Annotated in this window: 5 protein-coding genes; 3 read left to right on the top strand and 2 right to left on the bottom strand. The window is 69.8% G+C overall.

Annotated features, from left to right (window positions below):
• Positions 1-506: 506 nt before the first annotated feature.
• Complete coding sequence (locus VGJ24_RS15995) at positions 507-1,760, top strand: IS481 family transposase (RefSeq protein WP_331501631.1); 1,254 nt, start codon at positions 507-509, stop codon at positions 1,758-1,760.
• Between the two features lie 19 nt (positions 1,761-1,779).
• Here VGJ24_RS15995 and VGJ24_RS15990 read toward each other — a convergent pair whose 3' ends face one another.
• Positions 1,780-2,421: a hypothetical protein gene (locus VGJ24_RS15990; RefSeq protein WP_331501630.1), complete on the bottom strand. Its 642-nt coding sequence runs from the start codon at positions 2,419-2,421 to the stop codon at positions 1,780-1,782.
• Positions 2,422-2,497: 76 nt separating this feature from the next.
• Positions 2,498-3,889 carry a serine/threonine-protein kinase gene (locus VGJ24_RS15985; protein WP_331501629.1) on the bottom strand — a complete coding sequence of 464 codons (1,392 nt, stop codon included), beginning with the start codon at positions 3,887-3,889 and terminating at the stop codon, positions 2,498-2,500.
• 195 nt (positions 3,890-4,084) lie between these two features.
• Between VGJ24_RS15985 and tyrS the strand changes: the two genes are divergently transcribed.
• Together tyrS and VGJ24_RS15975 are read left to right on the top strand one after the other, a co-directional pair.
• Entirely contained in the window at positions 4,085-5,353 is a 1,269-nt protein-coding gene (gene tyrS / locus VGJ24_RS15980; protein WP_331501628.1) for a tyrosine--tRNA ligase, read from the top strand.
• Position 5,354: 1 nt separating this feature from the next.
• Entirely contained in the window at positions 5,355-6,389 is a 1,035-nt protein-coding gene (locus VGJ24_RS15975; protein ID WP_331501627.1) for an alpha-hydroxy acid oxidase, read from the top strand.
• Positions 6,390-6,749: the final 360 nt, after the last annotated feature.

The following is a 6,749-nucleotide window of genomic DNA, read 5'->3' as shown; positions in this document are numbered from 1 at the left end:
TGGTCGACCAGCCGGTGCGCGATCTGCTACTTCTCATCCTCGTCGAGCTCCACAGGCTCGATCGTGTCGGTCATGATCCCTGCTTCCCCGCCAAGCAACGCTCGGCGTGTCAGGCCAGGGACCAGTTACACCGTTGATCTGACAGACCCCGGATGGCTGGTCGCCCCACGCCAGTTCAGTTAGTTGCTGAGCGAGTCCATGCCCCCGACGGGGCTCGTGCTCGGCTAGCGTCGTGGCTCGGCGAGGCGGTGGCTCTGGCGCCGCTGGGCGAACAGCGAAGGATTCGGCAATGTCTGGTTCGAGTGGCCGTGTGTGGCTGGCGGCAAAGCACAGCGTTACAGCAGAAAGTGCTCATAATCCCTGGGTCGCGGGTTCGAGCCCCGCCCGCCCCACCGAGGCGATGTGTTGTTTCGGTTGATGTCTGACATTCGGGTTTCGGTTGAGGCTTGACGGTGTTCCGGCTGATGCTTGACACCGGCTTCGGCTGATTCTTGACACTCCCGGTTATGCGGGAGTTGAGCGTGGTAGAGCAGCGGTCTCAGGCTGTGCTGGCGGTGATCGGCGACGGTGAGACGGTCACCGATGTGGCGGCCCGGTTCGGGGTGTCGCGTCAGACGGTGCACAGCTGGTTGGCCAAGTACGGGGCCGGCGGGCTTGGGGGCCTGGGTGATCGTTCGCACCGGGTCAGTTCGTGTCCGCATCAGATGTCCTGGCTGGTCGAGGTCGAGATCGCTGGACTGCGGCAGCGACATCCGTGGTGGGGTCCGAAGCGGTTGGCGTTCGAGCTGGCCAGGCCCGGAGCGCTGCCGGCGGGGGAGGTGCTGCCCTCGAGATCGGGGGTCTATCGGGCGTTGGTGCGGCTGAACCTGATCGATCCCAGCGGGCGCCGGAGGCGGGATCGGAAGTGGAAGCGGTGGGAGCGCGGGGAACCGATGGAGTTGTGGCAGATGGACACGGTGGGCGGGTTCTTGCTAGCCGATGGGCGGCGGGCCAAGGCGTTGACCGGGGTCGATGACCACTCCCGGTTCTGTGTCAGCGCTTGCTTGATGGCCCGGGAGTCCTCGCGCGGAGTGTGTGAGGGGCTGGCGATGGCTCTGGGCCGCTTTGGGGTGCCGGGCCAGATCCTGACCGACAACGGCAAGGTGTTCACCGGCCGGTTCAACCGGCCGCCGGTCGAGGTGCTCTTCGACCGGGTCTGTCGGGGGAACGGGATCGAGCATCTGCTGACCCAGCCCCGGTCGCCGACCACGACGGGAAAGATCGAGCGTTTCCACCGGGCGCTGCGCACCGAGTTCCGCACCGACCGGGTCTTCCCCAGCCTCAAGGTCGCCCAAGCCGAGCTCGACGAGTGGGTCCTCGACTACAACACCCGGCGACCGCATCAAGCGCTGGACATGGCCACCCCCGCGGAGCGGTTCTGGCGCGAGAAAGCAGCGCCAGTGACCGCGATCCGGGCTCCGATGGCCAAGACCACCTCGGGCCGGCCCGGGGAAGACCGCACCGACGGGGTCTGGGTCGCGCGACGAGCCACCGCAGTTGGAGTGGTTTGCGTCAGCTGGAAACAGGTCTGCCTCGGCGTCGCCGCTGCCGGGCGACCCATCGACGTCTGGGTCACCGAGAAGGTGCTGCAGTTCTACGACGGAGACGTGCTGCTGCGCACCGAGGCCAGGACCAGCACCGGGGAGGTGAGGAGGAAGCGAGCACAAACGCCCGGAGGGCGTCGTAACGTCGATACGAGTGTCAAGGATCAACCGAAGTAGCTCAGCCCCACCGAGGCGATCAGGCCTCTGGTCCCGCTCCGATGGCCACCCGGTGATAGGTGCCGGCGCCACGCTGCAGGATCAACATCTCGTCGACCGTCCACGTCTCGCTGACGTGCGCGTCGAGCGCTGCGATGACGACCTCGAGGTGCTCGACGGTGGTGAGGTCGTTGACAGCGGCCAAGGGGATGCGCGAGCGGAACTGTCGCCGGTCGCAGTAGAAGCCGAGCGGCTCCACGACGGCCACCACCTCGCGGGAGATGCCACGCATCAGCTCGACCGAGTCGTCGTCGGCCTTCAGCTCGACCCAGACGAAGCGGTCGTCGTCGTCGACGAGGGCAGCGCCGCCCGACAGCACGACCCGCGGCGGGGCGTACCGCTCGGCTGCGCGTGCGATCGTCGCCACGAGGTCTCGGGCGACGGTCGGTCGGACGAAGCCGAAGTCGGTGACCGGCACCCACATGCTGGAGGGCTCCAGCAGGTCGAGCAGTGGTTCCGTGGGCTCGGGCGGGGGCCGTTCCTCCACGGTCCGGCGTCCGAGCAGGCTCCGACGCTCGACCGGCCGGGGTGACTCCGGCGGCGGAGGGGTCTGCGCGCGGATCAGCGCGACGAGCTCGGTGACGAGAGGCGCCGGCGGCACGAACGCGGCATGCAGGTGCACGGCCTCATCGTGCCACCCGCCGCGGGGCCGTCATCACGGCACGACGCCGCCGGCCGCGCTCATGCTCAGGGCCGGGTCACGCCTCGCCGTTGATGAGGTACGACGAGCCCTTGCGCACCAGCTGCAGGGTGACCTCGTCAGACGACTCGCTCCCGTCGGTCTTCACGTAGTCGACGCCGTACGACACGGTCATCCCGGCCGGGTCGGCGGTGATGTCCCGCGGCGTGGCGGAGCTGATCGTGCGCCAGAAGCCCTGGTACTGGCCGAAGCCACCGCTGGCCTTCTGGAACGACCGCGTCAGCATCTCCCAGGACGCGTGCTGATCGCTGGTCACCGTCGACAGATAGGTGGTGATGAAGTCCTGCATCGCGGCCGCCTGGGCGGCTGAGGAGGACGGCGTGGACGGTCCCGAGGAGGACCGCGGCGGCGGCGTGGCCGAGGGCGACGAGCCGTCACGCGACCCCAGCAGCGCGGCCGCCGCGATGATCCCGACGGCGACGAGCACGGCGGCTGCCGCGACCCACCGCCAGGGCGAACGCCGCGCGCGGCTCCCGGCTCGAGCACGCCTGAGGGTCGGGTCGATCGCGACGGGCGGGACGGCCACCGGCTCGGAGGGGGTCGCCTGCATCACGCGGGTCCCGTCCGCGTCCAGCGCACCGACCGGCCCCGGATGGATCGCGACCGCGTGGCCCTGGTCGAGGAAGTCACGCGCCTGCACCATGGACCAGCGGTCGTCGGGCCTCCGCGCCATCGTGTGCTCGAGCAAGGGCGCCAGCCATCCGGCATTCGTCAGCCGCGGCGGCTCCTCGTGGACGATCTTGTACAGCGCGCCCATCACGTTCTCGTTGACGTCGTACGGCGGTCGGCCGGCGAGCAGGTGGAAGAGCGTCGCACCCAGGGACCACACGTCCGAGGCCTCGGATGCCGTGGCGCCGGAGGCAATCTCCGGGGCGAGGTACGCCGGTGACCCGGTCACCAGGCCGGTCTGCGTCAGGGTCGAGTCGGCCTCGGCGCGCGCGATGCCGAAGTCGGTCAGCTTCACCTCGCCGGCCGGGTTCACCATCATGTTCGACGGCTTCACGTCGCGATGGATGATGCCGGCCTGGTGCGCGGCCGCGAGGGCGTCCGCCGCCTGACGCATCAGCGGTGCCGCCTCGTCCGGGATCAGCGCGCCGTCGCGCTGGACGAATGCGCTCAGGGTGATGCCCTCGACGTACTCCATCACCAGCCAGGTGTCCTCGCCGTCCGCGACCAGGTCGAAGACCGCTACGACGTGCGGATGGTTGAGCCGGGCGGCGAGCCGCGCCTCGCGCTCGGCGCGCTCGAGGTCGGGGGCCTGCGCGCCCGGCAACAACCCGATCCGCTTCAGCGCCACCTCGCGCCCGAGCACGGTGTCACGACCGAGCCAGACGGCGCCCATGCCGCCCCGGCCGATCTCGCGCTCGAGGTCGTACCTGCCTGCGATCACCGTCGTCCTTCCGGTCCTGCCTCGGTCCACGTCAGCCTAGGGGCGGCACCGTGCGGTCCCCACGTTCCCGAGATGGGCCGGGCCCATGCCTACGTGGGAAGGCGTGACCGACCTGGCGGGCAACCAGGTGGAGTCCGTACGGCCGGATGCGGCAGGCTGGGCGTTGGCACACCCGTGAGACAGAAAGGCCCGGCGGTGACCGGCACCCTCGACCCGACCCTTCTCGACGACCTCGTCTGGCGCGGCCTGATCGCGCACTCGACGGACCCCGGCGCGCTGCGCGAGGCCCTGACGTCCGGGAGCGTGCGGTTCTATGTCGGCTTCGACCCCACCGCGCCGAGCCTGCACATGGGCAACCTCGTGCAGCTGGTCACCGCGCGCCGCATGCAGAAGGCCGGCCACACGCCGTACATCCTGGTCGGCGGTGCCACCGGGATGATCGGTGACCCGAAGGACAGCTCGGAACGCACCCTGAACTCCCTCGACACGGTCAAGGACTGGAGCGATCGCGTACGCCGCCAGGTCGAGCCGTTCGTCAGCTTCCAGGGCGCCAACGCCGCGACGATCGTCAACAACTACGACTGGACGGCGAGCCTCTCGACGATCGACTTCCTGCGCGACATCGGCAAGCACTTCCCGGTGAACCGGATGCTCCAACGCGACGTCGTCTCCCGACGCCTCGAGTCCGGCATCAGCTACACCGAGTTCAGCTACGTCCTGCTGCAGTCGATGGACTTCCTCAGCCTGTTCCGCGACCACGGCGTCACGCTGCAGCACGGTGCCACCGATCAGTGGGGCAACATCACCGCAGGCGTCGAGCTGATCCGCCGGGCCGACGGCGGACATGCTCACGCGTTCGTGACACCGCTGATCACCAAGCCCGACGGCACCAAGTACGGCAAGACCGAGGCCGACGCCCTGTGGCTCGACCCGGAGATGATGTCGCCGTACGCCTTCCACCAGTGGTGGCTGAACGTCGACGACAGCCAGGTCGGCGAGCTGCTCAAGATGTTCACGTTCTTGTCCCAGGAGGAGATCGCGGCGCTCGAGGCCGTGACGGAGAACGAGCCGTGGAAACGCAGCGGCCAGAAGCGACTCGCCGACGAGGTGACGACCTTCGTCCACGGAGTCGAGGAGACCGAGAGCGCGAAGGCGGCGGCCGCGGCGTTGTTCGGCGGTGGCGACCTGCACTCGCTCAGCGTCGCCACGCTGTCGGCCGCGCTGCGAGAGGCAGGCTCGACGTCCGTCGCGGCCTTGGCCCCGGTGGTCGACCTGCTCGTCGAGACCGGGCTGGTCAAGAGCAAGGGCGAGGCCCGGCGCACGATCTCGGAGGGTGGCGCCTACCTCAACAACGTCCGGGTCGAGGACCCCGAGGCGCAGCCCGCGACCTCCGACCTGATCGGAGGCTCGTGGCTGGTTCTCCGGAAGGGCAAGAAGCAGTTCGCCGGCGTCGAGGTCGGTTGACATGGACCTCGAGCCGGCGCCGGAGCCGCAGGGGCCCTGGCTCGAGGTGCTGCGCGAACGCGCGCGTCGTTCGATCCACCCGGCGGTGTGGGCCTACCTGCAGGCCGGTGCCGGGGAAGGCATGACGACGGCCGAGGCGAACGACGCCTGGCGCGCGGTGCGCTTCCGGCCGCAGGTGCTGCGAGCCGTCGGCGAGGCCGACCTGGCGACGACCCTGCTCGGCACATCGGTGACCTCGCCGATCGCGGTGGCGCCGTCGGCGATGCAGCGGGCGGTGCATACCGGTGGCGAGCGGGCGATGGCCGAGGGCGTCGCCGAGGCCGGCTCCCTCCACGTCGTCTCGTCCAACTCCGGCACCCGGTTCGCCGACCTGGGCGCGGCAGGTCCCTGGTGGCTCCAGGCCTACCTGCCGCCCGAACGGGATCTGTTCCGTCCGGTGGCACAGGCCGCGGTCGCTGCCGGGGCGCGCGCCGTCGCGCTGACCGTCGACACGCCGTACCCGGGCAGCAAGCCCGGGGTCGACCACGAGGACTGGTCCGGGATCGACCTGAGCTGGTGGCGCGCCAACTACCCGGAGGCCGACGACGGTCGCTGGCAGGACGCCCTCACGCTCGAGGACATCGGCTGGCTGCGCGACGCCGCGGGCGTCCCCGTGGTCGTCAAGGGCGTGCTGCGAGGCGACGACGCGCTCCGATGCCTCGACGCCGGTGCCGCAGCGGTCTACGTCTCGAACCACGGAGGGCGTCAGCTTGACCGCGCCGTGGACACCGCGACGGCGTTGCGCGAGGTGGTGGCAGCGGTGGGCGACCGGGCCGAGGTGTACGTCGACGGTGGTATCCGCGCCGGCGTCGACGTGCTGGCCGCGCTCGCACTCGGCGCGCGAGGGGTGTTCGTGGGCCGACCGGCTCTCTGGGCGCTGGGGGCCGAGGGCGGTCCTGGAGTGGCCCGCCTCCTGGGGGAGCTGCGCAGCGAGCTGAAGGAGTGCCTCGAGCAGGCCGGGTGCGCCTCTCCGGACGAGGCGCCAGGCCTGCTCTGAGTCGACCGCGGTGGGCCGCTGACCTGCGTCGACGCCCTCGGGACACCCCGAGCGCCACCCCGAGCGCCACCCCGATTTGCAGGCCGTTGGAGGCGTCACGTACTGTTCTCTCCTGTCGCCAGGGAGCGGCGGGGAGCAAGACCACGGCCTTCGAAAGGGCCCCGCGTCGGGCTCCCGGCCCCGGCGGCCACCCACGCTCTCATATCTTGCCCTTCACCGGGCTGATCTGGTGCGCGTCTGATTTTTGAGAACTCAACAGTGTGTTTGTCGATGAATTGGTTTGTATGATCCCGTCTCCATGGTTGGGCCTGGCTGGGTTTGTTGGTTGGGTTTGGTTGTGGTGGTGGTTTCTTTTTGAGT

Source organism: Nocardioides sp. (assembly GCF_036493135.1).
GTDB lineage: Bacteria > Actinomycetota > Actinomycetes > Propionibacteriales > Nocardioidaceae > Nocardioides.
The sequence above is the reverse complement of the archived record's forward strand: the minus strand, read 5'-3'. Positions and strand labels throughout refer to the sequence as shown.